A 19,739-nucleotide genomic window follows, 5' to 3' on the forward strand; every position below is an offset into this window, starting at 1 on the left:
TGCGGCTCGGATGCCGGTCGGCGACCCTCGTGGCGCCGATCGGCATCCGCGACCACACTGGAGGTGTCCCGCCGAAGTCAGGAGACAGTGATGGGCGACAACAGGCCGTTCGGGTTCGACCCCGACGATCTCGACCGCGTGATCCGTGAGGCCGGCGAGGAATTGCAGGGCGTCAAGGACCGGATCGTCAGGTTCCTGGAACAGGCGGATTCACAGATCCCGTGGACAGGCGTGTTCGCGGACTTCGCCCGGCCGCCGCGCGCCGCACCGAAGCCGGAGACGACCGGCGAGACGGGCGACGGGGTGTGGGCGATCTACACCGTAGACGGCGACGGCGTCGCCCGCGTCGAGCAGGTGTACGCCACCGAACTCGATGCCCTCCGCGCGCACAAGCACAACATCGACCCTCACCGTTCGGTGCGGTTCCTCCCCTACGGCGTCACCGTCAGCGTCCTCGACCAGCAGGAGGAGTCGACGCCCCGGGAAACGGAGTGACTTCTAACCGGCATCACGGGCACGAATCAGAGTCACGAGCTCCTCGGTACCACTGCCCGACCTTCCGAACAGTGTCGGTCCTGGTCGCCACGGCCACCCTCGGTTACTGCATCGTTTGCGCATCGATCGCGGACCAGGATCGTCGATCGGGCTGTGCCCCGAAATCGTTGACAATACCTGCGCCGTCGGCGGAAAGTTGGGCAGAGAACGTGTGACCCGATCTGTCGACGTCGGTGAGTAGGTGAGAAGCGTGAGCGGCACCGATCCCCCACCGTTGGTCGTCGTGCCGCCGGGGTCCGGGCACACCGGTGACCTGGGCCCGATCGGGGTCGAATTCAAGCTCTGGGGTCGTGATACCGGTGGGGTGTTGTCGGTCGTCGAACACCCGTTCCCGGTCGGTGCGCTGGTGCCACCGCATCTGCATACGCGGGAGGACGAATTCTCGATAGTTACTCAGGGTGCGATCGGATTCCGCTCCGGCGACCGGGAGGCGGTTCTCGAATCCGGCGGATACATCACAAAGCCCCGGGGTGAGATGCACGCCATGTGGAACGCCGGCACCGTCCCGGCGCGGATGATCGAGATCATCAGTCCGGCCGGCTTCGAACATTGCTTCCTGGAGATGTCCGAACTGATCGCCGCCGGCGGACCGGATGTCACCCAGATCGCCGCAGTTGCCGAGCGCTACGGTCTGCAATTCGGCGAACCCGACTGGTTGCCCGACGTGATCGCCCGATACTCCCTGACACCGCCGTGAGCCCCGCTGGAGCCACGACGCATGCGGTGCCGCTCACTGGTTGGGGCTGCTCAGCTCGGCCAGTCGGTGTGCCGAAGACAACTTCGAAGAATGGGTCTGCCACAGCCGTCTGATGGCGCTCGGCACCGGCTAACACTTGGATTCGCTTGCGGAAGAGACGTTCTCGTCGGCCGCAAAGACCTCGTTGACCGCATTCCCGGGACAGTGTCTCGGATACAGTCGGCTCCGTTCAGCCAAAACATGTCGAGATCCCAGCCCTGGCTCCGTCCCAGCATCGAATCGGCAAGACAACAACTGGAGGATCGAACCCATGGCACACGTACAACGTTTCGACCACATCGGTATCACCGTCGCCGACCTCGACTCGGCAACGGCGTTCTTCGTCGGGCTGGGCCTCGAGGTCGAGGGCACCGGATCCGTGGAGGGCGAGTTCGTGGAGACCGTCTGCGGTATCCCCGGCGCGCACTGCGAGATCGCAATGCTGCGGCCGCCCGGCGGAGGGTCCCGGCTGGAGCTCTCGGCCTTCGTCACCCCCGACCACGTGCCTGGATCGCCAACCGCGATGGCCAACGAGCTCGGGCTGCGCAACGTGTCCTTCGAGGTCCGCGACCTCCAGGCGGCCGTCGACGCGGTGGCTGCGGACGGGTACGGGCTCATCGGCGGCATCGGCGAGTACGAGAACAGCGTGCGGATGGCCTACGTGCGCGGGCCCGAAGGGATCATCGTGTCCCTGTTCGAGCAGATCGGCTGACGCGCGTGCGCGCTACCCACGTGTGTCGATCCGCCGCCAGACTGAGCTGCTCGAGCGGCCGCTCTTGCCGAAACCCATGGTGGGATAGCGCTATTGCACTTGCCGGAATCTCGCCCGCACTGATCTGCGTCCTGAATACATGGTCTTGAATCCAGGACGTTGTGGTGGTTCTCGCCGTTGTTGGTCGCGGTTGGCGCCGCTGAGCGATTACTCCCTATCACCTGGACCCGCACGACGAGGTAGGTGCGTTACGCCGGCTCTGTCATCACGCCGAAATGGCGCGCCGTCCCGGAAAGGCCCGGAAGCTCCTGCACGGGCGACCAGGTGCGCAGACCGTCCGTGCTGTCGGAATAGAGATACTTTCCTTCGGTGTAGGCGTCGAGATATATCCGCCAGGCGCCGTTCGGCAACTGAGCCAGGGCTGGGCCCTCCACCAGCGAGCCCCAATTTCCAGCGGGGACGAATGAATAGGGTCCCGTCACCGACGACGCGACCGCATGCTCGACGACCTTCTTCGTCTCGTTCTTGGTAAACGCATGATAGGTCGCTCCCACCTTGACCACGGTGGTGTCGATGTGGTCCGCGCCGATCCCGGCGAGCGGAACAGGCGGGCTCCACAACCTGAGCGAGGGTTCCAGCGCCGTCATCAGATACGGCACGAATCCTCCACCGGTCGACAGCGACAGGATGACGTTGACGCGGTCGCCGTCCACGAACCATTCGGGCGCCCAGGCTTTGGTGACGAATGGCGACAGCGACGGTCCGTCCCGGAACCCGGCCGACCCCGAGAAGCCCGGCGGGCTCGCAGAACCTGTGCCATCCCCCGTGCCCGGCATCAAGGCGCAGCAAAACGGGACCGGATAGTTCCCCAGGGGTGTCCAGTTGATGCGGTCACTACTGCGTGCGAAGCCGATGTTCGCCCCACCGCCTGTGGTGTAGGTGAGGTAATACAACCCGTCTGCGTTCCGGAAGATGCTCGGGTCACGCACAAGCCCTGACGGGGGCCGAAACGCCGACAGTCCGACGGGTTGGAACCCCGTGCCGTCCCCCGACTCGTATACATCCATGTCGCGGTCGCTGGTGTTGCTGAACGCCACCATCGTGTATCGCCAGGCGGGCGGTGCGGCGGCGCTGTTCCCCGGGGTCGCGACCAGCAGGCCCGCGACAGCGAGGATCACCATCGATATGGCCGAAAAGCAGGTTCGTTTGGTCAGCATCACCGGTGCAGTATCCATGACAGCAGGCGCACCATGCGTAACTTTCACCGCAGGCGCCGCGGACGGATCCAAGGAATCCAGTTTGTTTCTGCCGGTTGTGCCGATATCGGCTGCGCGTGCTGCCTACATCGCCTGGCCACGGATCCTTCGACCGTCCATCCGATGTGACACCGTCACGCCCTGAGACGCAACGTCGTTGGGCCTCACGCGGCGACAGGCGCGCGTACCTGATCAGACGTCCTATTCCGCCCGCTCAGTCCTCCAACTCGAGCGGCAACTCGGCGGTGACCCGCCAACTCCCGTCGGTCTGCCGTCCCGCCTCGAGCGTGCCGTGCAGGACGGCGACCCGCTCCCGCATCCCCAGCAGCCCGTTGCCGGAGCCGAGCGAGAATTGTCCGGAGGAGTTGCCGTTGTCGGTGATCTCGACGAGGACGTCCGTCTCGCGGCGCCGCACCCGCACCTTGGCGCGCGGGCGTTCTCCGGCGTGCCGGAGCACGTTCGTCAGCGATTCCTGAACCAGCCGGTGTACGCCGAGGCTGACGGCCGGGCTGATGTCGTCCAACTCGCCCGTCAACTCCAGTTCCACGGGCAGGCCGGCGCTGCGCATCATGTCGACCACCCGGGCGAGCCCGGCCGTGCCGTGCTGGGGCATGTCGTCGGTCGCCGGTTCGGTGCGGAGCAGCGACACGGTGCGCCGCAGTTCCGCCAGCGCCTCCCGCCCGGTGCTCGCGATGTTGGTCAGTGCCTGTTTTGCGATGTCGGGGTTGCTCGTCAGGGCGTAGGACGCACCGTCGGCCTGCACGATCATCACGCTCACCGCGTGCGCGACCACGTCGTGCAGTTCCCGGGCGATCCGGGTCCGCTCGGCGGCCACCGCGTCCTCGGCGCGGCGATCCCGGTCGTAGTCGGCGACGACGAGCCGAGCCGCGACCTCCTCGTCGTAGGCGCGGCGGGCTCCGAGGAACTCCGCGGTGATCCAGGACAGCGCGAAGACGAGCACCGAGAACAATCCGGCCGCCAGCAGTTCCTGCTCCAGCAGCCAGATCGACAGGGCCGAATCGACGACGAGGCCCACCGCGTACACCGCGGCGGTGCGGCGGTCGACGTAGGCGACGAGCGTGTAGAGGGAGACGGCGAGCGCCAGCAGACCGGGGTGCTCGGCGTCGAGGTCGCCGATGGAATAGCTGATGAAGGTGATCGTGATCGACATCACCAGCACGGCGCCTGCCGCCGCCCGTGGATACTTGCGGCGCCACGCGATCGGCAGGCACAGGAGGAAACCCAGGACCAGCTGCACCCACGGCGAGCGATCTCCCGACGCGGTGAACACGAACACCTCGAGGGTGAACAGGATCGCCGCCAACATCGAGTCCGCAACCGTCGGCTTACCCCGCAGCCACAGACTGAACCTCCTCATGTGCACAGCGTAAGTACCTCGCGGCCGGTGTGGTTGAGTCGGCACCATGAATGCGGGTGACTGGGCGCTACTTCTGACCGCCGCGACGGCCGCCGGCTGGGTGGACGCCGTCGTCGGCGGTGGCGGGCTGATCCTCATTCCCGCACTGTTTCTCGTCGCACCGCAGCTGACGCCGCAGGCGGCGCTGGCCACGAACAAGCTCACCGCGTTCACCGGCACGTCCGCTGCCGTCGTCACGTTCGCGCGCCGCATCCCCATGAACTGGCGGTTGCTGGTTCCCGCAGGCCTGCTCGCCGCGGTGGCGTCCGCGCTCGGCGCCGCGACGGTGTCGCGCATCGACAAGGACGTGTTCATCCCGCTCATCATGGCGGTGCTCGTCGGGGTCGCCGTGTTCGTGACCATCCGTCCGCAACTCGGGACCACGCTGGCGAAGGATCCGCCGACCCGGCGGAAGGTCGTCGCCGTCGTCCTGCTCTCCGCCGGGCTCCTCGGTTTCTACGACGGCTTGTTCGGGCCGGGCACCGGAACCTTCCTCATCATCAGCTTCGCCACGTTCCTCGGTACGGAATTCGTGCGCAGCGCCGCGATGGCGAAGGTGATCAATCTCGGATCGAATCTCGGTGCCCTGGTGTTCTTCGCCGCCACCGGACACGTGCTGTGGGCGCTCGGCCTGAGCATGGCGGTCTGCAACGTGATCGGAGCGGTCACCGGTTCGCGGATGGCCCTGAGCAAGGGTGCCGGTTTCGTCCGGATCACCCTGCTGATCGTGGTGATCGCGATGGTGATCCGGTTGGGTTGGCAGCAATTCGGGTGATCGACCGACTACGGTGGTGCAGGTGACGGCTCCACGACAGGTTGATCCGGAATTCCTTGCCCTTCCGCTGCGTTCGCTGGCGGACGCGGCGCTCACCGCCGCCCGAGCGGCGGGTGCGTCGCACGCCGACCTGCGGGTACACCGACTGGCCAGCCAATCGCTGCGGCTCCGCGACGGCGAAGTGCAATCGGCGGTGGACACGGACGAACTCGGCTTCGCGGTGCGGGTCGTCGTCGACGGCACGTGGGGTTTCGCCTCGCACGCCGAACTGACCCCCGCCACGGCCGCCGCCACTGCGGAACAGGCCGTCGCCGTCGCCCGCGCGCTGCGCGGGCTGAACCGGGAACACGTCGAACTCGCGGACGAACCGGTGTACTCGGACGTGCACTGGGTGTCCGACTACGATCTCGATCCGTTCGAAGTCGCCGCCTCTGAGAAGATCTCGCTGCTCGGCGAATACTCCCGCCGCCTCCTCGCGTCCGACGGCGTCGACCACGTCACCGCCGGATGCCTGCAGGTGAAGGAACAGACGTTCTATGCCGATCTCGCCGGGTCGTCCATCGTGCAGCAGCGGGTGCGGTTGCATCCGCAACTCGAAGCGACCACCGTCGACCAGTCGGCCGGCGTGTTCGAGACGATGCGCACCCTCGCTCCCCCGGTCGGCCGGGGATGGGAATACGTCGCCGGAGACGGGGTCTGGAACTGGACCGACGAACTCACCCGCATCCCGGACCTGCTCGCCGAGAAGGTGAAGGCCCCCAGCGTGGTGGCCGGCCCCACCGATCTGGTGATCGACCCGACCAACCTATGGCTGACGATCCACGAATCCATCGGGCACGCCACTGAGTACGACCGCGCGATCGGCTACGAGGCCGCCTACGCCGGCACGTCGTTCGCCACGCCCGACAAGCTCGGCACACTGCGGTACGGGACACCGATCATGCGTGTGACCGCCGACCGGACCGAGCGGCACGGCCTCGCGACGGTCGGGTACGACGACGATGGCGTCGAAACACAGTCCTGGGATCTGGTGGCCGACGGGATTCTCGTCGGGTATCAACTCGACCGGGCGTTCGCGCCCCGGCTCGGGCTGGCGCGTTCCAACGGCTGCTCGTACGCCGACTCGCCGCACCACGTCCCCATCCAGCGGATGGCCAACGTGTCGTTGCAGCCCGATCCCGACACCGATCGCAGCACCGACGACCTGATCTCCGGCGTGGAGGACGGCATCTACGTGGTCGGCGACAAGTCCTGGTCGATCGACATGCAGCGCTACAACTTCCAGTTCACCGGTCAGCGGTTCTACCGCATCCGCGGCGGCAGACTCGACGGGCAACTCCGCGACGTCGCCTATCAGGCGACCACTACCGACTTCTGGGGTTCGATGGACGCCGTCGGCGGCCGGTCCACCTGGCAGCTGGGCGGCGCGTTCAACTGCGGCAAGGCGCAGCCCGGCCAGGTCGCGGCCGTCAGCCACGGTTGCCCGTCGGCGCTCTTCCGCGGCGTCAACGTACTGAACACTCGGACGGAAGGCGGCCGATGATCGCACCGCAGCAACTCGTCGAGCAGGTCCTCGCCCGGGCCACCGTGGACGAGACCATCGTGATCGTCACCGATGCCAGCGAGGCGTCGCTGCGGTGGGCGGGCAACTCGATGACCACCAACGGCGTGTCCACCTCGCGCAGTTGGACGGTGATCTCGATCGTCCGGTCCGGGCAGGACGCGAAGGTCGGCATCGTGACGTCGGCGAGTGTCGACGCCGCCGACATCGACGGGGTGGTCCGTTCGGCCGAAATCTCGGCCCGCGCAGCCACACCCGCCTCCGACGCGATGCCGCTGCTCACCGGAACCGGCACCGACGAACGCTGGGAGGATTCGGCGCAGCGCACCGAGATCGGCGCGTTCGAACAACTCGCCCAGGATCTGAGCATGGGTTTCGACGGCGACGACCAGCTCTACGGCTTTGCCCACCATCAGCTGCACACCACGTGGCTGGGCACGTCGACGGGGATCCGGCGCCGATTCGTCCAGCCGACCGGGTCGGTCGAGATCAACGGCAAACGCGGCGACGCCAGCGCCTGGGTGGGCACCAGCACCAAGGACTTCACCGATGTGGCAGGCGTGAAGTTGCTGCAGGACCTGTCGACGCGCCTGGACTGGGCCGGTAACCGCGTGGAGTTGCCCGCGGGCCGGTACGAGACGATCCTGCCGCCGTCCGCGGTCGCGGACCTCATGATCTACCTCATGTGGACCATGGAGGGCAGGGCCGCGGAAGAGGGACATTCCGCCCTGTCGGCACCCGGCGGGACCCGCATCGGGGAAAAGCTCAGCGCGCTACCCCTCAGCCTCTATTCCGATCCCGCCGCGCTCGGCCTGGAGTACGCGCCGTTCGTGATCGCCGGGGCGTCGTCCGAATCGGTGTCCGTCTTCGACAACGGGATGGACGCGGGCCGGGTCGACTGGATCCGGGACGGCACCGTCGGTGCGCTCGCGTACCCGCGGTCGGCGGCGAAGGAGTTCGGCGCGGAGGCGACCGTGCCCGGCGACAACCTGATCCTCGACGCCGGCGGTTCGGTGTCGCTCGACCAGATGGTGGCCGAGACCGAACGCGGACTACTGCTGACCACCCTCTGGTACATCCGGGAGGTCGACCCCGCCACGCTGCTGCTCACGGGATTGACGCGGGACGGCGTCTACCTCGTCGAAAACGGGAAGGTCACGGGTGCCGTGAACAACTTCCGATTCAACGAGAGCCCGCTCGACCTGCTGCGGAGGGTCACGCAGGCCGGCGCCACCGAACGGACCCTGCCCCGCGAGTGGAAGGACTGGTTCACCCGGACCGCGATGCCGTCGGTGCGGGTGCCGGACTTCCACATGTCTTCGGTCAGCAAGGCGCTCTGAGGGCGCGGTTTCTATGCGGACGCTCGTCTAGGTGACAGCCCGTGAGGTTTCCGTTATAAATGCTGCAGACATCACGCATATGAGATTTCTCACTCCAGAGACGTTTCGCCGCGGATGTCATATTCAGGTCTCCAGAGAGCGGGGCCGAAACTCATCGCATCGCCGCGTGGACGGCGCATGCGCCGAGTCCGCCCCGTGCACGTCCGAACAGGAGGTTTCATGCACTCCGATACCCGCATCCGCGAAACACTCCACGGCCACACCAAGGTCACGGGACGGTTCGCGCTCGCCGATGTGGCACTGACGACGTTCGTCTGCCTCGTCTGCGCCACCGGCATAGGCATCATCACCGGTTCAGTTCTCGCCGCCGCGACAGGGGGACTGATCGTCGTCCTGGCCACGGCGCTGATGGTGGCGGCGGTATGACCGCGCCGAGCACTCAGCGAAGTACCACAATCCAGGAGATCACAGTGTCGAACGACGTACTCGAGGCAGCACCGCCTGCACATTCGATTCCGCACCGCCACCCCGACGGACGCGAGGTGCTCGCCACCGCGAAAGGCATCCTCATCGCCACCCGTGGGTACGGCGACGCCGAGGCATTCGATGAGCTGCTCGACGTCTCGCGCCATCACCACGTCAGCGTGTTGCGGGCGGCGAAGTCGTTGGTGGAATTGGCGACTCGGCGTCAGACGTGCCCATCCGTGACGACACCGGCACCGTCGTACGCTCTCGAGTTCACGGAATGGACGACGCTGCTGGCGCGGTGACGCCGTCCCGGTCCGCCCGGGTGAGACGCTGGTAGGCCCGATGCGTGAGCCATTCGAGCGGCCCACGATCGAATCGGCGCAACCACAGGCGCGACACGACGATCAGCGTCGCGGAGACGGCACCGAACAACGCGATCGTCGCCGGAACCACGGTGGTGCCGTCCAATCGGGCCGCCAGGCCGAATCCCCAGCCGTAGCAGACGATCGAACACAGAATATTCTGCAGCACATAGCAACTGAGCGCGGCGCGGCCGACGCCCGAGAGTGCCCGGCCGGGCGCGCCGGGTGCGCGGCCGTCGGCGTAGCGGTGCGCGATCGCTGCGAGTAGCCCCAACGCCACTATCGGCGCAGTCCCGTACCTGCCGAGGATCAGACCCGCGTCTCCACCGAACAGTCCGAGCGCGAGGTCGAGCGGCAGGGCGATCGCCAGGCCCGCGACCATCAGGCGGCGACGCAGGACGCCACGGTCCGGGTCGAGGACGCGCGCACCGTAGAGGCGCGCGCCGACGAGGAACAGTGCGATCGACAGCGGCAGGATGAACAGCACCTCGAGCCGGAACAGCAACACGTTGTCGGCGCGGAAGACGATGAGATCCCAGAAGCTGCCGTCCGCATAGGGATTCGGCGACAGCGGCTGCGGCTCCCGTGCCGGCGCCGAGTACAGGGCGGCGACGAGGAGGGCGAGCATCGCCGCGTGAACGGCCACCGCGCACACGATCCACGTTCGTTGCGCGCGGATGCCCGCGGTCAGGATGAAGGCGACGATCAGTCCGGTGAGCGCGTACCCGGTCAGGACGTCGAACTCGGTGAACAGCAGGAAGTGCAGTGCGCCGTCGAGCATCAGCAGCGCTGCGCGCCACGGGTATCCACCGGGCCACCGCTGACCGCGCCGCTCGGCGGAACGCTGCTGGATGACCAGCCCGATGCCGAACATGACGGTGAGCAGGCCGAGGAACTTGCCTTGCGCGAACTGCTGCAGAACCACCTGCACCGGGGCCCATCCGCCGGTGGCCTTTCCGGTGCCGTTGACGTACCCCACCAGACCCTCGACGTTGGTGAAGATCCAGATGTTGGTGGCGAGAGTGCCCAAGATGGCTGCACCGCGCATGACGTCGAGCGCGGCGTAGCGGTGGGAACTCGACAGTTGCGACGTCATGCCTTCCGCCCTCCGGTACATGTTAGTACGATCGTGCCAACAAACGCTCATGCTAGCACGACCGTGTTACCATGTTGGGGTGCCGAAGCTCATCGACCACGACCGAAGGCAGCAGGAGATCGCCGAGGCCGTGTGGCGGGTGATCCAACGCGAGGGCATCGGTGCGGTATCCGTACGCGATGTGGCCGCCGAGGCCGGAATCTCGAGCGGATCGCTTCGACACGTGTTCGCCAGCAAGGCCGAACTCCTCGCCTATTCGATGCGACTCGTCGCGACGCGTGTCCGCGAGCGAGCGCAGGCTCACGCCTCGATCACCGACCCGTGGCAGCGCGCCCTCGCGGTGCTGGACGAGGTCCTCCCGCTCGACGATCGCCGACGCTGCGAGATGGAAGTGAACTTGGCCCTCGTCGCGGAAAGCCCCGCCCATCCCCTACTGAAAGACATCGCCCTCGACGCCCAACGGCAGCTCCGTGGTGCATGCGCCGCGATCCTGACCGGCCTCGCTAAGCGGGGCCTGCTCGCACCCGACATCGACGTCGACACCGAGGCGATGCGCCTGCACGCACTCGTCGACGGCGCGGCGATGCACGTCCTGCTCGGCGACACCGACACCCCGGAGACCGCCCAGCGCATGATCGCCGAGCACCTCCGCGCACTCGCCTGACCGTTCACCGAAGATGCAGTACCACATACCATTCCACGAAGATCCGACCACGCTGCCTTATCGCACGGGCTGATAGCGGAGCCAGACGACGCCGTCGTCGAAGGCACGGCTCGCGATGAGGTCGAACCGGATCGCCGCTGGTGCAGTTCCGTGCCACAGACGATTGTTCCGCACGCCGGGAAGACAGGGGTGGACGAGCAAACTCACCTCATCCAGCAACCCCGCGCCGAGCAGGGCGCCGAGCAGCGCACCCCCACTGTCCACCCGCACGACCTCCACACCGGCGCGCCTGCCGAGAATCTTCAGCGCAGCAGCCAGATCCACACGCTCGGTACCTGTCACCAACTCGTGCACCGATCGGCCATCTCCGCGCGGCGGTGTGGCCTCGGCGTGCAATGCGAGCACCTCCGACCAGTGTCCGGCGTCCCGCAGCGCATCCCACACCCAGTCTCCGACGCGTCCCCGGCTGTCGACAACGGCCAGCAGCGGCCCGTCTCCGACCGGGCCGGGGCGGGGAGCGGCAGCCAAGGCCTGCTCCTGCGCCACAATCGTGTCCGCCCCCACCAGGGTCACGTCTTCTCTCCAGGTCGCGGCGAGTTCGTAGAACCGGCCCACATCCGGCTCAAAGCCCGTCGTGGCCCCGTCCAGGGCGACCGCAACATGAGCGACGACATAGGGACGCCCCTCCGAATGGCGTGTCTCTGACGGCATACTCGTGACGGTAACGTTGTCGGCTCGTTCAGCCGGTCACAAAACCTGATCGATGGCGTAGGGCAGGGACAGGATTGTGCTCTGCGACAGCGCAGCGCCGACTGGTGGGTCTTCGGAATCGGCGAAGAACGTGACGCGGCCGTCGCGGTAGATCGGCAGCGAGGTGAACATCGGATCGGCCTCCAGCGCGGCGCGGTCGGCGGCGTCCCCGATGAAGAAGGCCCGGTCAACGTCAATCAGGTGGGCCTGCTCCGGCGACAAAGTGGTCTAGAACTTGTCGCCGGCCGCCTGGTCGATTTCGGCAACCGGCCGGTAGCCGAGGTCGGTGAGCAGCTTCCCGCGCACGTCGGTCGACGCGAACGGGGCGAGGGAAGCGTCGTACCAACTGAACGCGACAGCTCGCCGGCCCCCGAACTCGGGATGATCGGCCACGGCCTGGGCCATGCCATCGGTGATCTCGGTGATCGCCGCCTCGGCTTCGTCTTCCTTGCCGAGGGCCTTCGCGATCTGGCGGGCGGTGTCCTGCCAGGGGGCCACGAAAGGGTCGGCGACATCCGGCGCCCACGCGACGGTGGGGGCGATCGCGCTCAGCCGCTGGTAGTCGCCTTCGGTGATGTCGGAGTACACACCGACGATCAGATCCGGCTGCAGCGCAGCGACTTTCTCGAAGTTCAACGATTCGCCGTTGGTCATGACCACCTCGGGCACCGTTCCCGCCCACAGGTCTTCGACCCACGGCCAGGAGATGTTGCGGTCCGGGCTGCCACCGGCCGGATACTGGTCGACCATGCCCACGGGCTTGACGCCGACCGCAAGCATCGTCTGATCGTCGGTGTAGCCGACCGAGACGACCCGTTCGTAGTCTCGGGGGACCTCGGTGGTGCCGTAGACGTGCTCGACGGTGTAAGTGTCGCCGGGGGCAGCGCCGGAGTCGCGTTCGCCGGTCGCCGATCCGCAGGCGGCCAGCAGCCACACTCCGAGGAGCAGGGCGACGAAGGTGACGGCTGCAGACCGCTCACGCCGAATGCGGATGAAACCACGGACTGCCGAGAGGTCATGTTCAGTGGGCACGCGCGAACCGTACCAACAACTTAGGTATGGCTCACCTCCTTCGTGCGAGAGATGCCGCTCCCAGAGGGCGTTGGGGTCACGGACTCGGCGCGACCCGCGTCGATCGCGTGAGGACCGGCGCCAGGACTCTGGGGTGGAAGATCCGGACCGGCGAATCGATCATGTTCGCCACACGCACGAATCGGACCAGCACCTGCGGATCACGAGCGGCGAGCGCATGCACCCGTCCGAAGTACCAGTTCATGAAGGGGGTTCCGAACGGCGCATCACCCTGTGTTCCAGGCCAGTTCATGTCCTCCCCAGCGGCCAACCTCCACGGCGCGTCGAGCCTTCTCGGCACCCTCTTCAGGAAATGGTGGGCCATCGCATCGAGACTCTCACCCCTGTGGACAGCCCGGTCGAGACATTCCCGCAACGTCATCGCATCGAGGGCGCTGGTCGTCATTCCCTGGCCGTAGATCGGGTTGAAGCTGCACAGGCTGTCGCCGAGCACGATCAGACCGCCCGGGAAACGGCGCATCCGTTCATAGTGCCTGCGGACGTTGGCGCGGAACTTGTACCCCGCGATCGGTGTCAGGGGCTCCGCCTCGCGCATGAACGTGTAGATGTCGGGCGCCTCGAGGTTGCGCGCGAACTCGAGAAGGCCGTCCTCGTCGCGCGGCGGGTGATCACCGTTCCAGCCGCCGAGCATCACGATCCAGCGCTGACCCTCCACCGGGAAGATGACACCCAACCGTGTTCCGTCCGGCGGTGTGGGCGCGACGATCAGCGCCTTCCATGGGCAGTCCTCTTGCGGCGGTCGGGCATAGAACCGTGTCGCGTAGCCGACGTCGACGTCGATGACCGACATGTCGGGTCGGCCGTACCCCAACTCCTCGAGCCAGCGCGGCGTCCGGGAGCCGCGACCGCTCGCATCGACCACCAGGTCGGCGGACACAGTCTCCTCGGTGGCGCCGGCTCGGCGCGACTGGACCGCCACCCCGGTGATCCGCTGCGCCGTGGCGTCGGTGACGAATCTCTTGACGTGGCAATGATCGACGAGATCGATGTTGGAGATCTGGCACACCCGCCGACGGATCTGCCATTCGAGGAACGGTCGGGTCTGGCAGGTGATGAAGATCCCGCTCGGTACCCGCAGCTTCCACACGCCGCGGTGGTACCAGGCGAAGTCTTTCGTCATTTCGACTTCTGCCGATCCTCCCTCGATAAGTTCGGAGGTGAGACCGGGGAAGGACTCCTCCATCAGGCTCAGGCCGCGTTTCCAGATGCTGTGGACGTGACGACCCTGGGGAACTCCCATGCGAGGCTCGGCGCTGTCGACCAGGTGATCCTTCTCGAATATCGTGACCGTATCGAAGTAGTCCGCCAGGACGCGGGACGCGAGCAGGCCGGCGATGCTGCCGCCGATGACGACGGCGTGTGCGTCCCGGCGTGGAACATTCACGCGCCGCGATCGCGATGATCGGTCAACGCGGCGACGCAGGGCGATGTGGTGGTTCACGGTGATACTCCCGTCTACGGGACATACCCACCGTGATCCCCGCGCTCGCACCCCACCAGGCCCCCTGGGGTGACCTTCCCGCACCCGAGGGTGCGCACATCGGCCCCCTAGGTGCTCGATCCGGCCCGGATTCCCGGGGCTACCGATCGTCGGCCGTGACGGCGAGACCGATGGTGCCGGTCTTCCCGCGCCGCAGGAGGCTGCCTTTCATCGTGAGCCAGCCGAGGATGCCGTACTTGCGGGCGATCACGTCCCGCGTGTGATCGGTGTCCGCGACGTCGAGGATGACGGCCCGGGCGGGAACTTCGGGCCCCTTCGGCTTGCCGCGCGCATCGCACGCCGCCACCGTCACCTCCGGATTGCGGCGGATGCGTTTGACCTTGTAGGAGTCGGTGACCGTCCACATCAGCAGACGGTCACCGTCGGCGGCGGCCCACAGCGGCGTCGCCACCGGGGTGCCGTCCTTCCGAAACGTGGTGAGCAGGACATACTTCGCGGACGACACCCGATCGAATTCTGTGGTCACCCGGCCCATGCTAGACCCGAAGCAGGTCAGTCCCCTTCGAGTTCGCCTTCGGTTTCGAGGTACACCTGCCGCAGGCCGTCGAGGGTCTGCTGCTCGGGGTGCTCCCACATGTCCCGCTCGGCCGCCTCGAGGAGTCGCTCGGCGATGCCGTGCAGGGCCCACGGATTGGACTGCTCCATGAACTTGCGGTTCTGCTCGTCCAGCACGTACGACTCCGCGAGCTTCTCGTACATCCAGTCGGCGACGACGTTGGTGGTGGCGTCGTATCCGAACAGGTAGTCGACGGTGGCCGCCATCTCGAACGCACCCTTGTAGCCGTGGCGGCGCATCGCCTCGAGCCACCGCGGGTTCACGACGCGGGCGCGGAACACCCGGGACGTCTCCTCCGACAGGGTTCGGGTGCGCACCGACTCGGGCCGGGTGCTGTCGCCGATGTACGCCTCGGGCGACTTCCCGGTGAGCGCCCGCACGGTCGCGACCATGCCGCCGTGGTACTGGAAGTAGTCGTCGGCGTCGGCGATGTCGTGTTCGCGGGTGTCGGTGTTCTTGGCCGCCACGGTGATTCGACGATAGGCGGTCCGCATGTCGTCGGCGGCGGGGGCGCCGTCGAGTCCGCGGCCGTACGCGAAACCACCCCACGTGGTGTACACGTCGGCGAGGTCGGCGTCGCCGCGCCAGCTCTTGGAGTCGATGAGCTGCAGCAGCCCGGCCCCGTAGGTGCCCGGCTTCGACCCGAAGATGCGGGTGGTCGCGCGCCGTTCGTCGCCGTGCTCGGCGAGATCCGCCTGCGCATGTGCGCGCACGAAGTTGCTTTCGGCGGGTTCGTCCACCGCGGCGACGAGCCGGACGGCGTCGTCGAGCAGTGCCAGGACGTGCGGGAACGCATCACGAAAGAAGCCGCTGATCCGGACCGTGACGTCGATGCGCGGCCGGCCCAGTTCCTCGAGGTCGATCACCTCGAGGTTCACTACGCGCCGGCTCGCCTCGTCCCACACCGGGCGCACGCCGAGGAGCGCGAACACCTCGGCGATGTCGTCGCCCGAGGTGCGCATCGCGGACGTGCCCCACACGGACAGGCCCACCGACCGCGGCCACTCGCCGTGATCGGACTTGTAGCGGTCCAGCAACGATTCAGCCATCGCCTGACCGGTCTCCCAGGCGAGCCGCGACGGCACAGCCTTCGGGTCGACGGAGTAGAAGTTCCGGCCCGTGGGGAGCACGTTGATCAGGCCGCGCAGCGGCGACCCGCTCGGCCCCGCGGCGATGAAACCGCCGTCCAGCGCGTGCAGCACCTGTGCGATCTCGTTGTCCGTCTCCCGCAGCCGGGGCACCACCTCGGTGGCGGCGAAGCGCAGGATCTTCGCGACCGTGGCGTCGGCCGTGAGGGTGTCGGCGGCGTCCGGGTTCCAGTCGGCGTCGTGCATGCCCTGCACCAGCGCGTGCGCCTGCTGCTCGATCTCGTCCACGCGGGTGCGGGATTCGTCGCCGTCCTCGCTGAGGCCGAGGGCCTCGCGGAGTCCGGGGACGTTCTGCTCGCCGCCCCACATCTGCCGGGCGCGCAGCATGGCGAGCACCAATTCGACCTCGGCGTCGTCCCGCGGCGCCTCGCCGAGAACGTGGAGGCCGTCGCGGATCTGGACGTCCTTGATCTCGCACAGCCAGCCGTCGACGTGCAGCAGCATGTCGTCGAACACGTCCTCCTCGGGACGTTCCTCGAGTCCGAGGTCGTGGTCCATCTTGGCGGCACGCATCAGCGTCCAGATCTGCTGGCGAATCGCGGGCAGCTTGGACGGGTCCAGTGCGGAGATGTTCGAGTGCTCGTCGAGGAGTTGCTCGAGTCGCGAGATGTCGCCGTAGCTCTCGGCGCGGGCCATCGGCGGGATCAGGTGATCGACGAGCGTCGCGTGGGCGCGGCGCTTGGCCTGTGTGCCCTCCCCCGGGTCGTTGACGAGGAACGGGTAGATCAGCGGCAGGTCGCCGAGCGCGGCGTCGGTGCCGCACGACGCGGACATGCCGAGCGTCTTACCGGGCAGCCACTCGAGGTTGCCGTGCTTGCCGAGATGGACGACGGCGTCGGCACCGAAACCGCCTGCCGCGGCGTCCGCCGCAATCCATCGGTACGCGGCGAGGTAGTGGTGACTCGGCGGCAGGTCCGGGTCGTGGTAGATCGCGACCGGCTTCTCCCCGAATCCGCGCGGCGGCTGCACCATCAGGACGAGGTTACCGAACTGCATTGCGGCGATGACGATTTCACCCGCAGGGTCCTGCGAGCGGTCGACGTACAGTTCGCCCGGCGCGGGTCCCCAGTGTTCCTCGACGCCCTCGCGCAGTTCCGCGGGCAGCGCGGAGAACCACTCGCGGTAGCGGGCGGCGGAGATCCGGATCGGGTTCCCCTCGAGTTGCTCCGCGGTCAGCCAGTCCGGGTCCTGGCCGCCGGCAGCGATGAGGGCATGGATCAAGGCGTCGCCGTCCCGGGCTGCGAGGCCGGGCACGGAATCCGGCCCGTCCGCGGGGCCCAGGTCGTAGCCGGCGGCCCGCATCTCGGTGAGCAACCGGATGGCGCTGGCCGGGGTGTCGAGGCCGACGGCGTTGCCGATGCGGGCGTGCTTCGTCGGGTACGCCGACAGCATGAGGGCGATCCTGCGCTCGGCCGCGGGGATGTGCCGGAGCCGGGCGTGCCGGACGGCGATGCCCGCGACCCGGGAGGCGCGCTCGGCGTCCGGAACGTAGGTGGACAGCCCGTCGGCGTCGATCTCCTTGAACGAGAACGGCACCGTGATCAGCCGGCCGTCGAACTCGGGGACCGCGACCTGGGTGGCGACGTCGAGGGGGGACAGCCCGTCGTCGTTGGCCTCCCACGACTCCCGGCTGCTGGTCAGGCAGAGCCCCTGCAGGATCGGCACGTCCAGCGCGGCCAGCGCGGCGACGTCCCACGCCTCGTCGTCGCCCCCGGCCGAGACGCCGGCCGGCTTGGTGCCGCCGGCGGCGAGCACGGTGACCACCATCGCGTCCGCGCGGCGCAGCGTCGTCAGCAACTCCGGCTCGGCGGTACGCAGCGACGCGCAGAAGATCGGCAGCGGAGTGCCGCCCGCCGCCTCGACGGCGTCGCACAGGGCCTCGATGTAGCGGGTGTTCCCGGCCAGGTGCTGGGCGCGGTAGTAGAGAACGGCGATCGTGGGGCGGCCCGCGTCGGCGTCGGGTGCGAACGGCGCGACACCCCAGCTCGGCAGGTGGACCGGCGCCTCGAACCCGTGACCGGTCAGCAGCACGGTGTCCGACAGGAAGTGGTGCAGCTGGGCGAGGTTGTCGGCGCCGCCCTCGGCGAGATAGTTGTGCGCCTCCGCCGACACACCGGCCGCAACCGTCGAGCACTCCATCAGCTCGGCGTCCGGGGCGTGCTCACCGCCGAGAACCACCACGGGCAGTCCGCTGGCCAGGACCGCGTCGAGTCCCTCTTCCCAGGCCCGCTTGCCGCCGAGGATGCGCACCACCACCAGGTCGGCGCCGTCCAGCAGTCCCGGCAGATCCTCCTCGACCAGCAGCCGTGCCGGGTTTGCCCAGCGGTAGTCCGCCCCGCTGGCGCGTGCGCTGAGCAGGTCGGTGTCGGAGGTGGAGAGCAGCAGGATCACGTGTGGAGCCTTCCTGGGGGTGTCGCGCCCCGTGGCGGTGGTTCTGTGCGGAACCGGAGGTCGGAGGACGGCAGGTGAGGGTCTGGCTCGCCCACCGGGTTCGGCGAGCTCACAGTGGCGCGACCGCGCCGGATTCTCACCGGCTTCCCCTCCTGCTGTCGCAAGTGCTGGTGATGCTACCCGGGGCCGGACGTAACCTGGGACCATGGTCGACTCCCGTTCCCGCCCCGATGCATGCCCCGGCGCGTTGCAGGTCCACCAGGCGGCCGACGGGGCGCTCGCCCGGGTGCGCCTCCCCGGCGGGGTGCTGACCTCCACCCAGCTGCAGACCCTCGCGGAGTCGGCACGCGACCTCGGGAACGGCGAGATCGAACTCACGTCCCGCGGCAATGCGCAACTGCGGGCGGTCCGCGACCCGCTGGAGTTCGCCCGGCGCCTCGCCGGCGCGGGCCTGTTGCCGTCCGAGACGCACGAGCGGGTGCGCAACATCCTCGTCTCGCCGCTGACCGGCCGGATCGGCGGTCTCACCGACCTGCGCGATCTGGTCGGTGTCCTCGACCGGTCGTTGTGCGGCGACGCCGCGTTGGCGGACCTGCCCGGCCGCACCCTGTTCACCCTCGACGACGGGCGCGGCGACGTCTCGGCGCTCGGCGGCGATTTCGGGGTCCACGCGGTGAGCGAGTCCGAGGTCGCGCTGATCCTCGCCGGTCGCGACAGCGGCGTACGGATCCCGACGTCCGACTCGGCGCATGTGCTCGTGGGCGCCGCCCGGGCCTTCCTGGAGTTGCGCGATCGGCACTGGCGACTGTCCGAGATCGCGGACGGGGTCGAGCGGACACTGTCGGCGTTGACGCTCGCACCGACCGCCGACCCGGTCCGTGGGTTCGACGAGCACCGGCCGCCGATCGGGTGGCTCGACCAGCCGGACGGCAACGTGACCCTCGGCGGCGGTCTCGCGTTCGGCGTCCTCGACGCCCGGCTGGCGGAGTTCCTCGCCGCGGTCGAGAAGCCGGTGATCGTCACGCCGTGGAAATCGGTGCTGCTGTGCGATCTGGACGAGTGGTCCGCCGAGCAGGTGGTTCGGGTCCTCGCTCCGATGGGCCTGATCTTCGACGAGAACTCCCCGTGGCTGAACGTCAGCGCCTGCACCGGGCAACCCGGGTGCGAGAAGGCGCTCGCCGATGTGCGGACCGATGCGCGGGACGCCGTCGCGAGCGGCGAACTCCCGGTGGAGGGTCGACAACACTGGTCGGGCTGCGAGCGGTGCTGCGGCCGCCCCAAGGGCGAGGTCACGGACGTCGTCGCCACCGAGACGGGTTACCGGGTGGAGGAGCGGTGAACCCGGAGCCTCTATCGTGA

Annotated in this window: 19 protein-coding genes and 1 riboswitch; of the genes, 10 read left to right on the top strand and 9 right to left on the bottom strand. The window is 68.0% G+C overall.

The annotated features are described in order from the left end of the window. Positions 1-90: 90 nt before the first annotated feature. From ROP_RS01265 to ROP_RS01275, 3 genes are all read left to right on the top strand, one after another. Positions 91-495, top strand: a complete 405-nt coding sequence (locus ROP_RS01265; RefSeq protein WP_012687528.1) for a hypothetical protein — start codon at positions 91-93, stop codon at positions 493-495. Positions 496-745: 250 nt separating this feature from the next. After that, positions 746-1,252 carry a cupin domain-containing protein gene (locus ROP_RS01270; protein WP_012687529.1) on the top strand — a complete coding sequence of 169 codons (507 nt, stop codon included), beginning with the start codon at positions 746-748 and terminating at the stop codon, positions 1,250-1,252. Positions 1,253-1,562: 310 nt separating this feature from the next. Further along, a complete protein-coding gene (locus tag ROP_RS01275; RefSeq protein WP_012687530.1) occupies positions 1,563-2,003 on the top strand; it encodes a VOC family protein in 441 nt (146 codons plus the stop codon). Positions 2,004-2,251: 248 nt separating this feature from the next. Here the strand turns inward: ROP_RS01275 and ROP_RS01280 are convergent, their stop codons facing one another. Both ROP_RS01280 and ROP_RS01285 read right to left on the bottom strand, forming a co-directional pair. Continuing rightward, positions 2,252-3,238 carry an arabinofuranosidase gene (locus tag ROP_RS01280; RefSeq protein ID WP_043824018.1) on the bottom strand — a complete coding sequence of 329 codons (987 nt, stop codon included), beginning with the start codon at positions 3,236-3,238 and terminating at the stop codon, positions 2,252-2,254. Between the two features lie 235 nt (positions 3,239-3,473). After that, positions 3,474-4,637 carry a sensor histidine kinase gene (locus tag ROP_RS01285; RefSeq protein WP_012687532.1) on the bottom strand — a complete coding sequence of 388 codons (1,164 nt, stop codon included), beginning with the start codon at positions 4,635-4,637 and terminating at the stop codon, positions 3,474-3,476. A 46-nt stretch (positions 4,638-4,683) separates the two neighbouring features. Here ROP_RS01285 and ROP_RS01290 point away from each other — a divergent pair, with 46 nt between their 5' ends. The 5 genes from ROP_RS01290 (at position 4,684) to ROP_RS01310 (ending at position 9,122) form a co-directional block, all read left to right on the top strand. Then, positions 4,684-5,451, top strand: a complete 768-nt coding sequence (locus ROP_RS01290; RefSeq protein ID WP_012687533.1) for a TSUP family transporter — start codon at positions 4,684-4,686, stop codon at positions 5,449-5,451. A gap of 22 nt (positions 5,452-5,473) precedes the next feature. Then, positions 5,474-6,994: a TldD/PmbA family protein gene (locus tag ROP_RS01295; RefSeq protein ID WP_012687534.1), complete on the top strand. Its 1,521-nt coding sequence runs from the start codon at positions 5,474-5,476 to the stop codon at positions 6,992-6,994. Further along, positions 6,991-8,352, top strand: a complete 1,362-nt coding sequence (locus ROP_RS01300) for a metallopeptidase TldD-related protein (RefSeq protein WP_012687535.1) — start codon at positions 6,991-6,993, stop codon at positions 8,350-8,352. The genes ROP_RS01295 and ROP_RS01300 overlap by 4 nt, the downstream gene beginning before the upstream one ends. A 219-nt stretch (positions 8,353-8,571) precedes the next feature. Next, complete coding sequence (locus ROP_RS01305) at positions 8,572-8,778, top strand: hypothetical protein (RefSeq protein WP_012687536.1); 207 nt, start codon at positions 8,572-8,574, stop codon at positions 8,776-8,778. Then, on the top strand, positions 8,775-9,122 hold the full coding sequence (locus ROP_RS01310; RefSeq protein WP_012687537.1) for an ANTAR domain-containing protein: 348 nt from the start codon (positions 8,775-8,777) through the stop codon (positions 9,120-9,122). The genes ROP_RS01305 and ROP_RS01310 overlap by 4 nt, the downstream gene beginning before the upstream one ends. On the opposite strand, the gene ROP_RS01315 is transcribed toward ROP_RS01310, so the two are convergent. Then, complete coding sequence (locus ROP_RS01315; RefSeq protein WP_012687538.1) at positions 9,091-10,278, bottom strand: DUF418 domain-containing protein; 1,188 nt, start codon at positions 10,276-10,278, stop codon at positions 9,091-9,093. The two genes, ROP_RS01310 and ROP_RS01315, sit on opposite strands and share 32 nt — an antisense overlap. Before the next feature lie 79 nt (positions 10,279-10,357). On the opposite strand from ROP_RS01315, the gene ROP_RS01320 reads away from it, so the two are divergent. Then, the gene (locus tag ROP_RS01320; protein ID WP_012687539.1) at positions 10,358-10,942 is read left to right on the top strand and encodes a TetR/AcrR family transcriptional regulator; all 585 of its coding nucleotides are present in this window, start codon (positions 10,358-10,360) and stop codon (positions 10,940-10,942) included. A gap of 57 nt (positions 10,943-10,999) precedes the next feature. Here ROP_RS01320 and ROP_RS01325 read toward each other — a convergent pair whose 3' ends face one another. From ROP_RS01325 to cobN, 6 genes are all read right to left on the bottom strand, one after another. Further along, positions 11,000-11,653 (bottom strand): dihydrofolate reductase family protein, encoded by a 654-nt coding sequence (locus tag ROP_RS01325; RefSeq protein ID WP_012687540.1) that lies wholly within the window; start codon positions 11,651-11,653, stop codon positions 11,000-11,002. Positions 11,654-11,689: 36 nt separating this feature from the next. After that, entirely contained in the window at positions 11,690-11,914 is a 225-nt protein-coding gene (locus ROP_RS43800; RefSeq protein ID WP_012687541.1) for a hypothetical protein, read from the bottom strand. A gap of 6 nt (positions 11,915-11,920) precedes the next feature. Continuing rightward, complete coding sequence (locus ROP_RS01330) at positions 11,921-12,724, bottom strand: ABC transporter substrate-binding protein (RefSeq protein ID WP_012687542.1); 804 nt, start codon at positions 12,722-12,724, stop codon at positions 11,921-11,923. Positions 12,725-12,800: 76 nt separating this feature from the next. Beyond that, entirely contained in the window at positions 12,801-14,168 is a 1,368-nt protein-coding gene (locus ROP_RS01335) for an FAD-dependent oxidoreductase (RefSeq protein ID WP_012687543.1), read from the bottom strand. Between the two features lie 196 nt (positions 14,169-14,364). Further along, a complete protein-coding gene (locus ROP_RS01340) occupies positions 14,365-14,760 on the bottom strand; it encodes a PPOX class F420-dependent oxidoreductase (RefSeq protein ID WP_012687544.1) in 396 nt (131 codons plus the stop codon). Positions 14,761-14,777: 17 nt separating this feature from the next. Further along, positions 14,778-18,380, bottom strand: a complete 3,603-nt coding sequence (gene cobN / locus ROP_RS01345; protein WP_012687545.1) for a cobaltochelatase subunit CobN — start codon at positions 18,378-18,380, stop codon at positions 14,778-14,780. A 78-nt stretch (positions 18,381-18,458) separates the two neighbouring features. Then, positions 18,459-18,531, bottom strand: a riboswitch (cobalamin riboswitch). A 54-nt stretch (positions 18,532-18,585) separates the two neighbouring features. On the opposite strand from cobN, the gene cobG reads away from it, so the two are divergent. Continuing rightward, a complete protein-coding gene (gene cobG, locus ROP_RS01350) occupies positions 18,586-19,719 on the top strand; it encodes a precorrin-3B synthase (protein WP_012687546.1) in 1,134 nt (377 codons plus the stop codon). The last annotated feature ends 20 nt before the right edge of the window (positions 19,720-19,739 follow it).

The sequence above is a fragment of the Rhodococcus opacus B4 genome (assembly GCF_000010805.1).
GTDB lineage: Bacteria > Actinomycetota > Actinomycetes > Mycobacteriales > Mycobacteriaceae > Rhodococcus_F > Rhodococcus_F opacus_C.